General features: G+C 35.8%; 18 protein-coding genes. 14 read left to right on the plus strand and 4 right to left on the minus strand.

Annotated features, from left to right (window positions below; all coding sequences use genetic code 11):
* Positions 1 to 13 precede the first annotated feature (13 nt).
* A complete protein-coding gene (rpsU, locus tag ABZC13_RS07325) occupies positions 14 to 226 on the minus strand; it encodes a 30S ribosomal protein S21 (protein WP_008340937.1) in 213 nt (70 codons plus the stop codon).
* Between the two features lie 69 nt (positions 227 to 295).
* On the minus strand, positions 296 to 484 hold the full coding sequence (locus ABZC13_RS07330; RefSeq protein ID WP_373001864.1) for a DUF2892 domain-containing protein: 189 nt from the start codon (positions 482 to 484) through the stop codon (positions 296 to 298).
* A 205-nt stretch (positions 485 to 689) separates the two neighbouring features.
* Here ABZC13_RS07330 and ABZC13_RS07335 point away from each other — a divergent pair, with 205 nt between their 5' ends.
* Both ABZC13_RS07335 and ABZC13_RS07340 read left to right on the plus strand, forming a co-directional pair.
* Positions 690 to 821 carry a hypothetical protein gene (locus ABZC13_RS07335; protein WP_373001866.1) on the plus strand — a complete coding sequence of 44 codons (132 nt, stop codon included), beginning with the start codon at positions 690 to 692 and terminating at the stop codon, positions 819 to 821.
* A gap of 101 nt (positions 822 to 922) precedes the next feature.
* Positions 923 to 1054 (plus strand): hypothetical protein, encoded by a 132-nt coding sequence (locus ABZC13_RS07340; RefSeq protein WP_373001868.1) that lies wholly within the window; start codon positions 923 to 925, stop codon positions 1052 to 1054.
* A 55-nt stretch (positions 1055 to 1109) separates the two neighbouring features.
* On the opposite strand, the gene ABZC13_RS07345 is transcribed toward ABZC13_RS07340, so the two are convergent.
* Positions 1110 to 1724, minus strand: a complete 615-nt coding sequence (locus ABZC13_RS07345; RefSeq protein WP_373001870.1) for a Crp/Fnr family transcriptional regulator — start codon at positions 1722 to 1724, stop codon at positions 1110 to 1112.
* A gap of 142 nt (positions 1725 to 1866) precedes the next feature.
* On the opposite strand from ABZC13_RS07345, the gene ABZC13_RS07350 reads away from it, so the two are divergent.
* The 5 genes from ABZC13_RS07350 to ABZC13_RS07370 are packed head-to-tail and all read left to right on the plus strand — an operon-like array spanning position 1867 to position 6778.
* A complete protein-coding gene (locus tag ABZC13_RS07350; RefSeq protein ID WP_373001872.1) occupies positions 1867 to 2013 on the plus strand; it encodes a hypothetical protein in 147 nt (48 codons plus the stop codon).
* Between the two features lie 24 nt (positions 2014 to 2037).
* A complete protein-coding gene (gene dnaG, locus ABZC13_RS07355; protein ID WP_373001874.1) occupies positions 2038 to 3696 on the plus strand; it encodes a DNA primase in 1659 nt (552 codons plus the stop codon).
* Between the two features lie 2 nt (positions 3697 to 3698).
* Positions 3699 to 5282 (plus strand): ATP-binding protein, encoded by a 1584-nt coding sequence (locus ABZC13_RS07360; protein ID WP_373001876.1) that lies wholly within the window; start codon positions 3699 to 3701, stop codon positions 5280 to 5282.
* A 56-nt stretch (positions 5283 to 5338) separates the two neighbouring features.
* Positions 5339 to 6316, plus strand: a complete 978-nt coding sequence (locus ABZC13_RS07365; protein WP_373001878.1) for an argininosuccinate synthase domain-containing protein — start codon at positions 5339 to 5341, stop codon at positions 6314 to 6316.
* Positions 6317 to 6367: 51 nt separating this feature from the next.
* Positions 6368 to 6778, plus strand: coding sequence for a hypothetical protein (locus tag ABZC13_RS07370; protein ID WP_373001880.1), 411 nt, complete (start codon positions 6368 to 6370; stop codon positions 6776 to 6778).
* A gap of 6 nt (positions 6779 to 6784) precedes the next feature.
* Here ABZC13_RS07370 and ABZC13_RS07375 read toward each other — a convergent pair whose 3' ends face one another.
* Entirely contained in the window at positions 6785 to 7030 is a 246-nt protein-coding gene (locus ABZC13_RS07375; protein ID WP_373001882.1) for a hypothetical protein, read from the minus strand.
* 203 nt (positions 7031 to 7233) lie between these two features.
* On the opposite strand from ABZC13_RS07375, the gene ABZC13_RS07380 reads away from it, so the two are divergent.
* The 7 genes from ABZC13_RS07380 to ABZC13_RS07410 all read left to right on the plus strand — a co-directional run bounded on the left by ABZC13_RS07380 (position 7234) and on the right by ABZC13_RS07410 (position 15547).
* Complete coding sequence (locus tag ABZC13_RS07380; RefSeq protein WP_373001884.1) at positions 7234 to 8682, plus strand: flagellar hook-length control protein FliK; 1449 nt, start codon at positions 7234 to 7236, stop codon at positions 8680 to 8682.
* A 10-nt stretch (positions 8683 to 8692) separates the two neighbouring features.
* On the plus strand, positions 8693 to 9388 hold the full coding sequence (locus ABZC13_RS07385) for a flagellar hook capping FlgD N-terminal domain-containing protein (protein WP_373001886.1): 696 nt from the start codon (positions 8693 to 8695) through the stop codon (positions 9386 to 9388).
* Between the two features lie 10 nt (positions 9389 to 9398).
* On the plus strand, positions 9399 to 10661 hold the full coding sequence (locus ABZC13_RS07390) for a flagellar hook protein FlgE (RefSeq protein WP_373001888.1): 1263 nt from the start codon (positions 9399 to 9401) through the stop codon (positions 10659 to 10661).
* Positions 10662 to 10847: 186 nt separating this feature from the next.
* Complete coding sequence (flgE, locus tag ABZC13_RS07395) at positions 10848 to 12962, plus strand: flagellar hook protein FlgE (RefSeq protein WP_373001890.1); 2115 nt, start codon at positions 10848 to 10850, stop codon at positions 12960 to 12962.
* 105 nt (positions 12963 to 13067) lie between these two features.
* A complete protein-coding gene (gene purT / locus ABZC13_RS07400; RefSeq protein ID WP_373001892.1) occupies positions 13068 to 14231 on the plus strand; it encodes a formate-dependent phosphoribosylglycinamide formyltransferase in 1164 nt (387 codons plus the stop codon).
* Positions 14232 to 15155, plus strand: a complete 924-nt coding sequence (locus ABZC13_RS07405; protein ID WP_373001894.1) for a D-2-hydroxyacid dehydrogenase — start codon at positions 14232 to 14234, stop codon at positions 15153 to 15155.
* A 20-nt stretch (positions 15156 to 15175) separates the two neighbouring features.
* Positions 15176 to 15547: a YqaA family protein gene (locus tag ABZC13_RS07410; protein WP_373001896.1), complete on the plus strand. Its 372-nt coding sequence runs from the start codon at positions 15176 to 15178 to the stop codon at positions 15545 to 15547.
* The last annotated feature ends 5 nt before the right edge of the window (positions 15548 to 15552 follow it).

The raw sequence follows: 15552 nt of genomic DNA on the forward strand, positions 1-15552 counted from the left end.
AAGGCTTTACTTATTATAGGCGTGATTCGTAACGTCTCATCATATAAAGACGCTTAAGCATTTTCTTACGAGATGCTATTTTGAACTTCTTACGCTTTTCAGTTTCAGTCTCATGGAAACGACGAGCACGAGCTTCAGTAACTATTAAGTTACGGTCAGTCTGCTTCTTGAAACGGCGGTAAGATGCATCAAAGTTATCATCACTACGTAGTACGATACCTGGCATATCACATCACCCACTTTCTTTAAAATTTTGGAATGGAATTATAACATAATGTTTCCATATAACAAAGCTTTATTTTTTGCATCCAGTATTTAGCTTAAATAACGGATAAAAGGGACAAAAACCAATTGCTCCAGTTAAGAGTGGAATGGCACCAATTCCTGCAACTATTAAATTCTCAGTCAATAAACCAAAGGTAATTAAACCTAAACCTGCTATTACTCTAATAACCCTATCTGCTTTTCCTGCATTGAAACACATTGTATATCCTTTTTTGTCTACTAATATTTAGATGTTTGTATTATAGAAAAAGAGATATATCGTTGTCTGCAACCTAAGTTACATAGAATTTTGAAATTTAATAGTGAATATTGATTCATGTCAATACACTATTTCTTTAAATCGGATAAAATTTGTCCGATTTAAAAATACTAGAGCGTAATGCGCTCTTACCAAAGGAAACAAAATGAAAACAATCATTTTATTAATCGCGTTAACATTAGGTGCTCTTCAAGCTGACAACATCGTATCTTATGATACAAAAGATACAAAAGAGCCGATTAGCAAACCTAATCATCCAAGTACAGAAATATACTAATCATATAAATCTGATTTTATTCTTCCCTCTAAAACAGACTCTTCGGAGTTTGTTCCAATTAAAATATTAGAGCGTAATGCGCTCTTACCAAAGGAAACAAAATGAAAACAATCATTTTACTTATCGCGTTAACACTAGGTGCTCTTCAAGCAGACAACATCGTAACTTATGACACTAAAGATACAAAAGAGCCGATTAGTAAACCTAATCATCCAAGTACAGAAATATACTAATAATATAAATCTGATTTTATTCTTCCCCCAAAAAATAGACTCTTCGGAGTCTGTTTTATTCAACCAACTCAATCTCACCTCTGGCTAAAATAACTTTTCCTAAGTTTTCCAACTCTTTTAATACTCTGCTTATTACAACTCTAGTACTTCCAAGTTCATTTGCTATTGTCTCATGTGTAGTTTTTATGGTTTTTTCATTTTGAGCATTTAACCACTCCAAAACTCTAGCGTCCAGTTTTTTAAACTTTATGTCGTTGATTAGTTTTGCTAGGGCACTCATTCGAAGAGTGTATATTGAAAAGAGAAAACTTTGGTACGCGTCATTCATGTGAGCTAACTCTTTTACGCTTTTCGTATCTAAAAGATAACCCTCAATATCTGTAACAGTAATTGCTGAACCTATTGCCTCTGTTTGTGAGATATTTGATGCAGTATTTACGATGCACTGTTCTCCGGAATTTAGTTGGTATAGTGTTATCTCATCTGCATCGTCTGATTGGATATATAAACGAACTTTTCCCTCTGTTAAAAAGAGTATGTTTTCACAAATATCACCTTGAAAGAAAAGAATATTCCCTTTTGGAACTTTTACTGGTTTTAGGTGCTTTTTTAAAAAATCTAGTGCCGTGGCATCTAGCTTGTTATAAAAAGAGTAATTTTCTAAATTCATCTATTTCTCCATGCTTGGTACAGAACTATAACATGTAAAATATAAGATAAATATTTTAATTTTTAAAGCTAGTTTTTCATTAGATATACTTATGTTAAAATGGTTTTATATATCTGACCTAAGTTTGAAAAAGGGAGATGAAATGTCCAAAAAAGCATGTAATAATGTAAAGTGTATAAAAAGCTCAGAGTGCGCTCGTCATGAAGCTTGGCTTAATGGCGATAAAAACTATACAACATTTAAAGGTACAAAGAAAAAGGGTTGCGGCAAGTTTATACAAAAGAAGTAAGTATATTATTGATATAATCTTTTTATGATTACCCAAGACTCCATAGAAGCCCTAAAAGCACGCCTTGATATTGTTGATGTTGTAGGCTCATATGTGGAGCTGAAAAAAGCTGGAGCAAACTATAAAGCGCCTTGCCCATTTCATGATGAAAAATCACCTTCTTTTGTTGTAAGCCCGTCTAAAGGCATCTATCACTGTTTTGGATGTGGTGCAGGCGGAGACAGCATCAAGTTCACCATGGAATATGAAAAGCTTAATTACCCAGAAGCACTTGAAAAGCTAGCAGACAATTATAACTTCACTCTTAGTTATACAGATAACAAACATAACAAACCACGCTCACAAGTTATGGATAAGCTAAATGAATGGTATCAAAATCTTCTTACTTCAAAACAGACAGCACTCTCTTACATAAAAGAGCGTGGTATCTATGAGAGCAGTGTTGAGAAGTTTGGTATTGGTTATGCCCCTGAGTCAGATGCTACTGTCAACTACATAAAATCTCAGCTATTTAGTATGAATGAAGCTGTGGACATGGGTGTTGTCGGATATGACGGTGGAAGGAATTTTGCTAGATTTATAGAGCGTATAACTTTTCCAATTCACTCTGCAAATGGCTCAATAGTAGGTTTTGGCGGTAGAACAATAACGGGGCACCAAGCAAAATATGTAAACTCTCCTGAAACAGCATTTTTTAATAAATCTCGTCTTTTGTACGCCTACCATCATGCCAAACAGACAATACATAAAACAAAAGAGATAATTATTACAGAGGGTTATCTTGATGTTATTATGCTTCATCAAGCCGGATTTACAAATGCTGTTGCTACACTTGGGACAGCTCTTACGCTAGAGCATCTGCCACTTTTAAGAAAAGGCGAGCCAAGAGTTGTTATGGCTTATGATGGAGACAAGGCAGGTCGCGCGGCAGCTTTAAAAGCATCTAGACTGCTTAGTGCCGGTGGATTTAATGGTGGTGTTGTTATCTTTGGAGATGGGCTTGATCCTGCTGATATGGTAAATAACGGAGCGGTAGAAGAGCTAGCTACCATGTTTAGAGATGCAAAGCCTTTTATAGAGTTTGTTTTAGAAGAAGTACTTTCACTTTATGATTTGCGTGATCCAAAAGCTAGAGAATCATGTATGCAAGAAGGTATCGCTTACTTGAAAACACTTTCTCCTCTTCTTCAAGAGAATTATCAAACATTTTTAGCATCCCGTTTGGGAGGCTTAGGTGTTAGTCCATCACTTGTTAAATTTGGACAAGCACCAGCAAACAAGAATGCTCCTCTTATGCAAAAAAATACTCATAAAGATATGTGGGAATTAAGTCTTATTAAAACAGTTTTAGAGCATCCTGAGTTGATAGACCAGATGCTAGACGCACTTGATCCTTCACTGCTACAGTTTCACTCTAGGGAGTTTTTACTATCTTTAGAGGGGAAAAATGATGAACCTTCCATTATGGCAATAGCAGTCGATGATCAGATAAAATCACTTAAAGATGAAGAATCTTTAAAGAATGAGCTTATCGCATTTTTAACTAAACACTATGAGAGAGAGTTAAGAAAGGTAAATATGCAAACTGCCATGTCTTTTGAGCAAAAGGCTTTTTACATTCGTAAGTTTCGCGGAAAGATCTCAAAATTAAAACGAGGTGAGCTAGTAGCTTTCAAGGACTGATGATGCGTATTTTATGGTTAGTTCTACTTATTAGTTTAGAACTTTTATCAGCTACCATAGATTTTAGCGAAGAAGAGAAACTTTGGATGAAGCAAAATAGAGTCGTAACTTATGTCGGAGATCCTAATTGGCTTCCCTTTGAAGCATTCGACGATAAAGGCAACTATGTAGGTATCGTTTCAGATTTACTCAAGTATATAGAAAAAACAACACCCTTAAAATTTAAGATCATAAAAACTACCTCTTGGCAAGGCTCCATAGAAACAATGGAGTCAAAGCAGGTGATGATGATGTCACAGAGTAAAGATTACAATGCCCAAACGACAGAGCTTCTTAGCGAGATCTATTATAAAAACCCAATTGTTATAGTTATGAATCAAAAACAACGTTATGTCTCATCTCTTTATGATATAGGTAATAAAAAAATCGCGATTAGTTCTACGGAAGCATTTTTTCAAAAGATTCAAGAGAAATATCCTGCCATAAAGTTCGTAGAAGTGAAATCAATAAAAGAAGGTCTGCAAAGTGTTGTATTTGGAAAAAATGATGCCTTTGTAAATACGCTTGCCCAAACAAGTTACGCTATCGCAAAGCGTCAGCTGAACGACTTGCGAATCGTAGGACGTACAGATATGTATACGGAATTAGGCTTTGGCATCTCGTCAGAGCATCCTCCCTTAAGAAGTATTATGAACAAGGTCTTAAATAATATAGATCCAAATATTCAAAATGATATTTTGTCAAAATGGATTCAGCAGAAGTATGTTGAAAAGCTTGATTACACTGCTCTTTTTGTAGCCTTGGGCATCTTTTTTGTTATAGCTGTTATAGTCTTTATGTTTTATGTAAGAGTTAAAAAAGAGGTAGAAGCAAAACTTCACGCACAGTATAAAATGCTTGAACAGCAGAGTAAAATGGCATCTATGGGTGAGATGCTAGATGCTGTCGCTCACCAGTGGAAGCAACCTCTAAATGCTATTTCCATGCATCTTGATTTGATGAAAGAAGATTTTGACGAGGGAATCGTAGATCGTGCTTACATAGATGAGATGCAAAAAGCCACTCACTCTCAAATAACACATATGACAACTACTCTTAGTGAGTTTAGAAACTTTTTTCGTCCAAACAGGGATATTGTAGAGTTCAATCTTTTAACTGTAATAAATTCAGTATTGCTTTTGACTAAAGATGAGTTTTTAAGAAATAATATAAATATAGAACTGGACGTAGATGCAAAGATTAGCATTAAGGGAAACGAAAACGAGTTTAAGCATTTGATATTAAATATTATCAATAACTCTAAAGATGCTTTTAATGAAAGAGAAGTGAAAAATCGCAGTATTTTTATAAGAGCAACACAGAGTAAAAATGCTGTAAATATGGAAATAGAAGATAGTGCGGGCGGGATTCCTAAAAATGTAATCGAGCGTGTATTTGAATCTAATTTTACAACAAAGTCGGTAGGAAAAGGTACAGGTATCGGTCTCTATATGAGTTCACAGATAGTTGAGAAGATGGGCGGTAGGCTTAGTGTAAGAAATATCAATGATGGAGCATGCTTTTACATAAGTTTTAGTATTAGTTGATTTAATGGTAAAATTTCAAAATGATAACGAGGTGAAGTGCCCCGATAAGGAAAAAAATGAAAGCAATAGCACTTTTTAGCGGTGGTTTAGACTCCACATTAGCGATGAAACTTATAATAGATCAAGGTATAGATGTTCTAGCAGTGAATATCTCTACGGGTTTTGGTAGTACAAAAGATAGATTTGAACATATGCAAAGTATGTGTGATCAAGTTGGTGCAGAGCTTAAAATAATTGATATTCAAAGTGAGTTTTTACAAGACGTTTTGTTTGACCCAAAACATGGTTATGGAAAAAATTTCAACCCTTGTATAGATTGTCATGCTAAGATGTTCGCTGTTGCAAAAAGAATCATGGAAGCGGAAGGTGCAAGCTTTTTGGTAAGTGGTGAGGTTATGGGGCAACGTCCCATGAGTCAAAACAAAGATGCTCTTCAAACGGTTCTAAATGAGAGTAACTGTGATGGACTTCTCCTTCGTCCAATGTCAGCAAAAATGCTTGCTCCGACAATTGCCGAGATAGAGGGCTGGGTAGATAGAGAAAAATTAGAAGGCATCACAGGAAGAAGTCGTGACAGACAGTTAGAATTGGCAAAAGAGATAGGTCTTGCTGATTTTGAATCTCCTGGCGGAGGGTGTCTTTTAACTGATGAGAACTTCGGTAAAAAAATGGTTGACTTTATCAAGCATGATAAGTTTGAAGTAAAAGATATCCCTGTTATGAAGTTTGGGCGTCATCTTCGTCTGAGTGATGGTGCAAAACTTGTAGTTGGTAGAAATAAAGAGGAAAATGGTTATCTCCAAGAAATAGATAATGATAAGTTTTTTCATGCAAGAACTATAGGAGTCCCAGGGCCTCACGCTCTTCTTAGTAGAGATGCAAGCGAATCTGACAAAGAGTTAGCTACGAAAATCATTTTAAGTTATACAAAAGCAGATCCTCTGAAAACTTTTTCAATCGCCTATGATGATGTTCAACTAAAAGGTTCAGCATTTGAAACACGTGAGGAAGCTAATAAGTTTAACGTTTTATAATTTATAAATTTTTGGTTATACTGACACAATGTAAAATTAAGGAACTTTATTATGGCTGGTATTCATTTTCAATTTGTAGATTTTAAACAACTTCTTCGTTTAAACATAGGTATAGCTGATAGATTAGATGAAAATCGTGCTGAAAGTTTCACGATATTGTATTGTGATCTTAGTGAGATAGAAGATGAAATAATAAATAACGCTCTAAAAGAGATACTTAGAACTTCTGATACTATTGCCAATCATAAAAAAGATTATTTCTTTGTTCTGCCATACACTGATAAGTATGGTGCAGAAATTGTAAAAAAACTCTTTGATACTAAATTTGATAAGTTTTTAAATTCATTTTTGATTAGTTATCCCGTAGATGGAGAGAGTGCTGAAGAGGTAACTGAAGTTCTTCAAACTAGAGTTAAACATTTTTGCAAAAAAGATCTGGACTATCTGGATATGCTTAACTAAACAAACCTACTTAAATCGGTATTCTTTAGAGTTTTTATAAAATTCTATGGCATCTGATATTTTCTGCTCTTTATAGATCTTCTTATCACATACTAACCTGCATTTTATTTTTGGATTGTTAGCTGCTTGAATATTTGCAGCACTCTTTTTTGTCTCATAGGCAGACAGCTCAAAGCTACTTGATTCTGGCGACTCAAATGGACTAATTGCAAACAACAGCGCTGGTATAAAAAAGAAAACTATTTTATTCATAGGTACAATATCGACTCAGACCAAAATATTTTAAATACAAACTAAAATTTATGCACTAAAGCTACGAAAAATAAATTTTCGATATATTTATATCCTTTTTTATAAAAAATGCATAAGTTCAGATGCTAACCTTATATATATTGGAATAATTAATGCTTTATTATATGAAAATTGCCTATTTTAGGCTATATAAGGAGCTTTAGATGATTTCATTAGAAACAAAAACTGATGTAGCGCCATCTTCGTCCATCGGTTTATCAACTCCTGAAAAAGAGCCAACTCTCTCCTTTTCACAACTTCTAAAAGGAGCAGGTGAAAAAGATGGCAAAGTTGTCCAAAATGGCGCTTTGGTCTTATCTCTGAGTGAAGAAAAAGAAGTAAAAAGCAACGTAAAAGCTTCTTCAAAAGCAGATACTCTTCTCTCTCTTTTAAAGGGAAAAGAAGCAAAAGAAAGTGATGTTCTTGGAAAATCAGTAATAGAGCATACAAAAGAGCCATTAGAGCTAAATCCTAAAATTACACAGACTATGACTACTAAGGAGATAAAAGCTTTAGTCTCAGATGCAAAAGAATATTTAAAGTCAAAAATCTTAGAAAGTGACGGATATAAGCAATCACAAATAAAAGAACTTCCAAAAACACTTAAAGGTTTAGCAACTTTAGCAAAAAACTTTGGAATTGATATTTCTAAAGTAAGTATTGAAGAAGTGAAACTTAAAGTTAGCTCACTTGATAGTGAAAAAACTCTTTCAACAAAAGAAGTGAATGAAAGTAAATCAGATCTAAAAACGCAAACTACTATAGCAAGTGATAAAGATAGCATTAAAGTTCAGAGTAAAACACAAGATATAGAAAGAGTAGAAGATAAAAAAGTAGTTGAATCTACGAAGCAAACGCCACTCTTTAAAGCTCAAGATGCAAAAGAACATACAACAGAGCAGATAGTAACTGTTAAACAGTTCAAAATAGAAGAGAAAACACCAAAAGAAAAAGCAGATGAAACCTTGAGACTTCTTCTTCGTGGTGAAAAACCATCAGCTTCCAACGGTGGACTAACGGCAGATTTTTCCGTTGCAACAGCTAGGGTTATAGCTCCAAGTGCAAGTTCTGAAGCAACAAGATCTTTGGAAAAACTTCTACATGGCGAATCTTCAAATGAGCAACATAATGGTTCTAATGCAAAGTTAGAGACATCAGCGACTCTAAAAGCAGACAGCTTTGAAGTAAAACTAAACGAAGCAAAACAGATGATTAAATATATCTCGCAGGATGTGAAAACAGCTATAGAAGATTATAAGTCTCCATTTACAAGAGTAAAAGTTCAACTGAACCCTCAAAAATTAGGTGAAGTTGATTTGACTATAGTTCAAAGAGGTAAAAATCTTCATGTGAATATCAGCTCAAATAATGCTGCAATAAATACTTTATCAATGAATGCGAATGAGTTAAAAGTTCAGCTAAGCAATAATGGAATAAATAATGCTACCTTAAACTTTAATAACTCTTCACAAAATAGTGATCAAGGTACTTCGCAACAGCAAAATCGCCATAATGAGCGAAGAGCTGATGAGGAATATAACTATTTTGACAATGAAGAACAGAATGAAGAGGTTTTAAGCTCTTTAGAAATCGTAGTTCCGAACTACGCGTAAAGGATATATCATGGCTATTAATTCAGTGGGTCAAAACCTAGCAACAAACGGTGAAGTACAAAATACTCAAACTACAAAAGATAAAACAATTTTAGGCAAAGATGACTTTATGACTCTTCTTTTGGTTGAGCTTCAGCATCAAGATCCGACTGAACCTATGGACAGTGAAAAGATTTTGAGTCAGACTTCTCAACTAGCAACTCTAGAATCAGCAGAAAATACTAATAAAGCTTTATCAGATCTAGCTGCTTCTTTAGGTGCTTCACAAAACTTCTCATCTATCTCAGCAATTGGTAAAACTGCAGATTTAGGAAGTAATGCAATTGCACATGACGAAGGTAGCACAACTTCATTTGAAGTTTATTTTCCACAAGAGATTAAGAATGGTACTATAGAGATTCTTGATACAGAAGGTAATATAGTCTCTACTATACCTATTGATATGAAAGATGCAGATGGTGATGTGCTAGATAAAATTGCTTCTGATGTATATCAATTTGATTGGGATGGTAAGTTGACAAATGGTAATGCAGCAGGAAGCGGAGTATATTATGTAACTGCTAGTTATACGAATCCAGCCGGAGAAGCACAAACAACTAGAATGGGAACATATCCTATTGAGGCGGTAAGGTTTGAGAATGGCGAAGCTCTTGTAAAAGTTGGTTCAAACTATGTTCCACTGGACAGTGTAGTCGAAGTTTACTAAAGGATTCATCATGATGACTCAAGCTTTTTATACTGGAATATCCGGTCTTAAATCTAACCAAACAGGTATAGATATTTTGTCAAATAATCTAGCAAATATTTCAACTGTCGGTTATCGTGGATATAACGTCGAGTTTGCATCTATGTTTGAAGACTCTTTAAATAGTTCTTCAAGCGGTTCTAGTACATCAAACAGTATTGGTGCCGGTGTAAAGATGCAAGCGTCTACTATGAACAGGGATCAAGGTGTTATTCAGCTCTCAGACCAAAGCACTGACTTGGCTATTGTTGGAAATGGATGGTTTGGTATTCAAGGCGAAACAGATCCTATGTACACTCGTGCAGGTAATTTTACTTTTGATAGAGATAGCGATCTTATCAGTCCTGATGGTTACTACGTACTTGGTACTATGGGTAGCAATATAAGCGCTGATGGAGTACTTACAAGTATTTTACCAGAGGTTAAATTAGGAGAAGTATCAGAACAGCAAAAACTTCGTTTTCCAAAAACTTTAACTTACCCGCCAGAACCATCGACAACTGCTAAATTTCTTGGTAATCTTGGTTCGGATGATGAACTAAGAACTATCGGTGCTAGTGTAGTAGACCCTCAAAACAATAAAAATCATTTAAGACTCTCTTTTACAAAGTCAGTTCCACAAGTTTTACCAGGAAGTCAATGGGATGTTGTAGCAACTACGCAGACTCTTGATGGAACCACAATATATGATACTCAAACAGGTGTTGCAAATTTTGATTCAAGCGGAGCTTTGATTAATACTACTCTAAGTAGCATCAATAATAATGGTACTCCTGTGGCGATTGATTTAGGAAGTGGTTTTGATGGAGTTGTAGCTATCAGTAATATTCCAATCACAGCATCTAGCCTATCTGATGGAACAATAGGTGGAGACCTTGAGGGTTATAGTGTAAATAAAAATGCAGAAGTTATAGCAACTTTTACAAATGGTCTGCAGAGCAGTGTTGGGAAAATAGCTATTTATCATTTTAGAAATGAGCAGGGACTTGACCGTGCAAGTGGATCAAGATTCCTAGAAGGTACAAATAGTGGAAGTCCTATCTTTTATAAAGATGCAAGTGGACAAAATATTATTGGTACCGATATTGTAAACTTTAACCTTGAAGGCTCAAATGTCCAAATGACTGTTGGATTAACTGATCTTATTGTTTTTCAAAGAGCATACGATGCAAATTCTAAGTCTATAACTACAGCAGACCAGATGATGCAAAAAGCTCTACAAATGGATGCATAAAGCCTGCTATTAAATCTCGTATAATCTGAATAAATCCAGATTATACACTCTCACTGAAGATACCCCTTCGGTGAGAGTAAATACTTTCAATTTTTATATAAACTAACAAACAAATTTCACTAACACTTTTCAAAGTTGGAACACTAAATGCTATTTATCTATACTATAGATAAAAAAGGATTTAAGATGTTGAAATCACTTTTCTCCGGTGTATCCGGACTACAATCGCACCAGGTTGCGATGGATGTAGAGTCAAATAATATTGCAAATGTTAACACAGTAGGTTTTAAATATTCTCGTGCAAACTTTTCAGACCTTTTAGCTCAGACAAAAGCTATCGCTACAGCTCCTCAGGGTGCTCTTGGTGGTAAAAATCCTGTTCAAGTCGGACTTGGATCTACTGTAAGTTCAATGACTCGTATTTTCTCACAGGGTTCAGTGCAGAACTCTGATAAAAATACAGATGTTGCAATACAGGGAGACGGTTTTTACATTGTTTCTCCAGATGGTGGTAATACTTACAAATATACTCGTGCAGGTGACTTTAAATTTGATGCAGGTGGAAACTTTGTAGATAATAATGGTTTTGTTACTCAAGGTTGGCTAAGAGACCCTGTCTCAGGAAAGGTTGATTCAACTGCACCTATTACAGATATTAATATCCCACCTGGACTTACAACTCCGGCAAGTGCAACTAATGAAGTAGTTTTAAAATCAAACTTAAACTCTGGTCCTCTAGTAGAGAGTTTTTCTCCAGCTTATGAAATTAAAACTGGAGCTAGTAATATTCAACCTGCAGCTATTGATGCTAATGGTAATGCAATTTCAGCTGGTAACATAGGCGTAATGTTTAATGAGGTAGGAGAGGCTTTTTCTCTTCAACAAGATCAAGGTGTATGGGTTTCATTTTTAAGTTCAAGCTTGACTGCAGGTACAGTTGTAGCTAATGTAGCTTTAGATGTAACATTTAATATAGATCCTGAAATGGGCATTGCCGGTAATGCTGTGAATATTACAGCAGCAGCAGGTGCAACAGTAGCTGAAACAGCGAATAATTATGTATCTGCTATTAATGCTCAAAGCTCGATTACAGGTGTTACAGCAGCTGTTGATGCAGCTAATCAAATAACATTACTAAACGCAAACGGATCAAGTTCTGCTTCTCATAATATAGATTTTGTTGTTACTACAGGTTCAGGGTTAGCAACTGGATCAAGTACTACAGCACATAGATATCAGTACAATACTTCTTCGGCTGCCAGTCTTGCAGGTGGAGATAAGACTTTCACGTCTATGGCAGATTTGAGAAAATGGATGGAAGATGAAGCAAACAACCAAGGTGGGGCAACTAATGGTATTACCATTGCTGTTAATGACGCTGGAAAATTTGTTGTTAAAAATCCAAATAATGGTGTAGATGATTATGATGTAAATCTTAAAATTACAGCATATACAAATAAAACATCAGGTGCTGTTGTAACTGAGAACACTCGTTTCACTAGAAATATGGAAGCTTTAAATTCTGTTCTACCTCAGGCTAGTGGAGGTCAAGCATTTTCACAAAGTTTTAATGCTGCTACACACTCAAGTTCTATTGATGTTTTTGACTCACTTGGTTCAAAACATACACTTAGAATGGAGTTTAGAAAAACTGCACTTGATACTTCAACCGGTAGTACATGGGATATGAAAATAAGTGTTCCTGCGCCTGCAACGATTGATACAACTGCACCGTTAGATGAAAAAACAGGTTCTATCCGTTTTAATAATGATGGTTCGTTAGCGACTTATAACCCGCCAAATATATCTTTTTCTGGAAATAACGGTTCTGCGCCGGATCAGCAAGTAACTCTTAGTTTCGGTACTGCGAATGCTTTTAACGGTATGACAAGTTTTGATAGCGTTTCTTCTACATCAGGTATCTCTCAAGATGGATTTACGGGTGGAGATTTAGTTGGGATTAGAATCGATCAGAGTGGTACTTTAGTTGGATCATTTTCAAATGGTCGTTCTTTTGGTCTTGCACAAATTGCTATGGCTAAGTTTACAAATAATGAAGGTTTATCTGTAGAGGGTGGAAATATTTTCATTCAAACTGCCAACTCGGGTGATCCAATTATCGGTACAGCTGCAACTGCAGGTCGTGGTTTCATTCAAGCAGCAGCGTTAGAGGCTTCAAATGTCGACCTCTCACGTGCACTTACTCAGCTTATTATTATCCAGAGAGGTTTCCAGGCAAATGGTAAAACAATTACTACGTCTGACCAACTTCTTCAAACATTGATTGGATTGAAAAACTAGTTTTCAATCCGTCCGCTAAAGGAACGTAATTCCTTTAGCTTCACTTTTTTTTCTTTTAAACTCATTACGATATAATTCCTTTAATATTTTACATTAGGAATTTTCATGCAATTCTCCGCTCCCCTTAAATCAAACTCAAAAAAAGTAATGTTACTAGGTTCTGGCGAACTAGGTAAAGAAGTAGCTATAGAAGCTCAAAGATTAGGTCTTGAAGTCGTAGCTGTTGACAGATATCAAAATGCACCTGCTCACCATGTTGCTCACCGCTCTTATGTTGTAAATATGCAAGACAAAGATGCTCTTTTAGAGATTATCTATCGTGAAAAACCTGACTATATCCTTCCTGAAATCGAAGCTATCTCCATTGATGCTCTTTTTGCAGCAGAAGATAAAGGCTATAACGTAATACCAAATGCATCTGCAGTCAGTAAGACGATGAACCGCAAAAATATCCGTACCTTTGCAGCAGAAGTTTTAGGACTTAAAACTGGTCCTTATGAGTTTGTAACAACTGAAGATGGACTTAGAGAAGCATCTAAGCGTATGGGATATCCTTGTGTTATCAAACCTGTTATGAGTTCTTCGGGTCATGGTCAAAGTGTACTGAAGTGTGAAGAAGATGTTTCTAAGTCTTGGGAGATTGCAAAAGAAGCTCGTGGAGATGCTAGTGAGTTAATCGTCGAAGCGTTTGTTGATTTTGATTATGAGATTACTATGCTTACTGCAAGAAACGGTAAAGAGACAGTTTATTGTGAGCCGATAGGTCATGAGCAAAGAGACGGTGACTATGTATTTTCTTGGCAGCCGATGCAGATGAGTGAAGTTGCAAAGCAAAAATCACAAGATATGGCTAAGACTATTACTGATGGTCTTGGCGGTCGTGGACTTTTTGGTGTAGAGCTTTTCATCAAGGGCGATGAAGTGTATTTCTCAGAAGTAAGTCCTCGTCCACATGATACTGGAATGGTTACTCTTATTACTCAGTCTCAAAGTGAGTTTGCTTTGCATCTAAGAGCTGTTCTTGGTCTGCCTCTTGGGTTTACATTTTATGGAGACGGGGCATCTGCTGCATTTAAATCAACTAAGCATAACTTTGCTCCTGTGGTAGATGTAGATGACTCTCTGTTTAGTGACAACTCTTTTGTAAGAGTTTTCTCAAAACCGGAAGCACATGAGGGAAGAAGACTTGCTGTTGCTCTTGTTTTTGATGAGGTTGAGAAAGCACTTGAAAAATCACGTGAACTGATAGAAAAAGTAAGGGATGCGTAGATGAAAATCGTTCTTCTCGATGCTCTTACATTTGGAGACACTGATTTAAGCTCATTTGATTCTTTGGGAGAAGTTGTAGTCCATCAAACTACCTCCCCAGATCAAGTACAAGAACGTATAGCAGATGCAGATGTCATTGTAACTAACAAAGTTGTTATAAGTGATCAGTTTATGGCTGATGCTCCAAGTTTAAAACTTATCTGTATTGCTGCTACTGGTATGAATAATATTGACCTAGAAGCGGCTTCAAAACGTAATATAGAAGTAAAGAATGTAGCCGGATATTCCACTGACTCAGTTATCCAACATACTTTTTCAATGCTCTTTTATCTAATGACTCATTCAAAATATTATGATGAGTACGTAAAGAGTGGAGCATACTCAAAGAGTCCTGTTTTTACAAATATGTCAAAATCATTTTTTGAAGTCAAAGGTAAAAAGTGGGGAATAATAGGTCTTGGTTCAATCGGTCGCGGTGTCGCAAATATCGCAACTGCTTTTGGAGCCGAAGTTTCCTACTACTCTACAAGCGGAGTAAACAGAACTGAAGACTTTCAACGTGCAACAATAGATGAGCTTTTAAAGAGTTGTGACATCATCTCTATACATGCACCTCTTAATGACAAAACAAACAATCTTTTAGATTATGAACAGTTGTTAACTTGTAAAGATGGAGCTATTGTTTTAAACCTTGGACGCGGTGGTATCGTCAATGAAGAGGCTATTGCAAAGATAATCGATGAGAAAAATATATCTTTTGGTCTTGATGTCCTAACACGCGAACCGATGATTCCAAATCATCCACTATCTTCTGTGAAGAACAAAGAAAATCTCTATATTACGCCCCACATCGCTTGGGCATCCGTTGAAGCTAGAGATACTCTTATTGCATCTGTAGTAGAGAATATTTCATCACTGAAGTAGCTCTTTTCTTTTCTGCCTTTTTGGCAGCCACAATCTTCCCTTTTTCATCCGAAGTAGCATTTGTAGCTGCTTTGGCAAACGACATGCCCATATTAAATGCTATGATTTTTGCATCAAGTGGAAATATCTTGGCAATTATTGTGAATTATTGGCTTGGCTATTGGCTCTATGAGAAAACAAAAACAAAACTGGAACTTTCAAAAACAGGTACCAGGAGTTTGGAATATGGACATAAGTACGGCTACTTTATACTTCTTTTTACTTGGTTACCGGTTATTGGAGATCCACTAACCCTTGTTGCAGGTGTTCTTAGACTTAAGTTTGTTTGGTTTGTTATAGTAGCGGGTAGCCTTAGAATTGCTAGATATTACTTTTTGACTCTTGTGGTATAATTGGT

It is taken from the genome of Sulfurimonas sp., from assembly GCF_041563035.1.
Classification (GTDB): domain Bacteria; phylum Campylobacterota; class Campylobacteria; order Campylobacterales; family Sulfurimonadaceae; genus Sulfurimonas.

Bases quoted from the DNA above. Each gene is read 5' to 3' on its own strand.
- ABZC13_RS07335 (WP_373001866.1), top strand. From the start codon at position 690: ATGAAAACAATCATTTTATTAATCGCGTTAACATTAGGTGCTCTTCAA.
- ABZC13_RS07385 (WP_373001886.1), top strand. From the start codon at position 8,693: ATGGCTATTAATTCAGTGGGTCAAAACCTAGCAACAAACGGTGAAGTA.
- ABZC13_RS07365 (WP_373001878.1), top strand. From the start codon at position 5,339: ATGAAAGCAATAGCACTTTTTAGCGGTGGTTTAGACTCCACATTAGCG.
- ABZC13_RS07380 (WP_373001884.1), top strand. From the start codon at position 7,234: ATGATTTCATTAGAAACAAAAACTGATGTAGCGCCATCTTCGTCCATC.
- ABZC13_RS07330 (WP_373001864.1), bottom strand. From the start codon at position 484: ATGTGTTTCAATGCAGGAAAAGCAGATAGGGTTATTAGAGTAATAGCA.
- ABZC13_RS07345 (WP_373001870.1), bottom strand. From the start codon at position 1,724: ATGAATTTAGAAAATTACTCTTTTTATAACAAGCTAGATGCCACGGCA.
- ABZC13_RS07360 (WP_373001876.1), top strand. From the start codon at position 3,699: ATGCGTATTTTATGGTTAGTTCTACTTATTAGTTTAGAACTTTTATCA.
- ABZC13_RS07405 (WP_373001894.1), top strand. From the start codon at position 14,232: ATGAAAATCGTTCTTCTCGATGCTCTTACATTTGGAGACACTGATTTA.
- purT (WP_373001892.1), top strand. From the start codon at position 13,068: ATGCAATTCTCCGCTCCCCTTAAATCAAACTCAAAAAAAGTAATGTTA.
- ABZC13_RS07390 (WP_373001888.1), top strand. From the start codon at position 9,399: ATGATGACTCAAGCTTTTTATACTGGAATATCCGGTCTTAAATCTAAC.
- ABZC13_RS07350 (WP_373001872.1), top strand. From the start codon at position 1,867: ATGTCCAAAAAAGCATGTAATAATGTAAAGTGTATAAAAAGCTCAGAG.
- ABZC13_RS07375 (WP_373001882.1), bottom strand. From the start codon at position 7,030: ATGAATAAAATAGTTTTCTTTTTTATACCAGCGCTGTTGTTTGCAATT.
- flgE (WP_373001890.1), top strand. From the start codon at position 10,848: ATGTTGAAATCACTTTTCTCCGGTGTATCCGGACTACAATCGCACCAG.
- ABZC13_RS07340 (WP_373001868.1), top strand. From the start codon at position 923: ATGAAAACAATCATTTTACTTATCGCGTTAACACTAGGTGCTCTTCAA.
- dnaG (WP_373001874.1), top strand. From the start codon at position 2,038: ATGATTACCCAAGACTCCATAGAAGCCCTAAAAGCACGCCTTGATATT.
- ABZC13_RS07370 (WP_373001880.1), top strand. From the start codon at position 6,368: ATGGCTGGTATTCATTTTCAATTTGTAGATTTTAAACAACTTCTTCGT.
- rpsU (WP_008340937.1), bottom strand. From the start codon at position 226: ATGCCAGGTATCGTACTACGTAGTGATGATAACTTTGATGCATCTTAC.